General features: G+C 60.9%; 1 protein-coding gene. It reads right to left on the bottom strand.

Annotated elements, in window-relative coordinates:
• On the bottom strand, positions 1-879 hold an 879-nt coding region (locus NV64_RS22640), incomplete at both ends, for an Ig-like domain-containing protein (RefSeq protein WP_199177718.1).

Below are 879 nucleotides of genomic sequence, written 5' to 3'. Positions count from 1 at the left end.
AGGACGATCAGATTGGTGGCGTCAGTAACATCGGCGTTCGGCGTATAAGTACCTGTCCAGGTAATGCCGCCGTCGGTGGTGATCAGTTCAGACAGCGTGCCGTTTGGCGCCGACAGCGCTTCGCGGGTCAGGCCGGAGACCGCCTCAGAGAAGGTGATGGTCACAACGGACGTTTCACCCGCACGCAGCGCTGTGTCGCTTAGCTCGATAGTGGCGGTTGGCAGCTGGGTGTCGATCGCAAAGTTGTCAGACTCCACCAGGCCCTGCCCGATATTGCCCGCCGCATCACGCACCCAGGTCTGGTTCAGCACCAGCTGGTTAGTCGCGTCGGTCACGTCAGCGTTCGGGGTCCAGGTTCCGGTCCAGGTGATGCCGCCGTCGGTGCTGGTCAGCTCGGACAGGGTGCCGTTTGGCGCCGACAGCGCTTCGCGGGTCAGGCCGGATACGGCTTCGCTGAAGGTGATTGTGACAACGGACGTTTCACCCGCACGCAGCGCGGTATCGCTCAGCTGAATGGTGGCGGTTGGCAGCTTTGTATCAATCGCAAAGTTGTCCGATTCCACGAGGCCCTGACCGATATTGCCCGCCGCGTCACGAACGTACGACTGGTTCAGGACGATCAGATTGGTGGCGTCAGTAACATCGGCGTTCGGCGTATAAGTACCTGTCCAGGTAATGCCGCCGTCTGCACTGATCAGCTCGGACAGCGTACCGTTTGGCGCCGACAGCGCTTCGCGGGTCAGGCCGGAGACGGCTTCGCTGAAGGTGATAGTCACAACGGACGTTTCACCCGCACGCAATGCGGTGTCGCTCAGCTGAATTGTGGCGGTTGGCAGCTTTGTATCAATCGCAAAGTTGTCCGACTCCACCAGGCCCTGC

The organism is Erwinia sp. B116, assembly GCF_002865965.1.
Lineage (GTDB): Bacteria > Pseudomonadota > Gammaproteobacteria > Enterobacterales > Enterobacteriaceae > Erwinia.
This window is presented reverse-complemented; position numbering and strand designations above follow the sequence as displayed.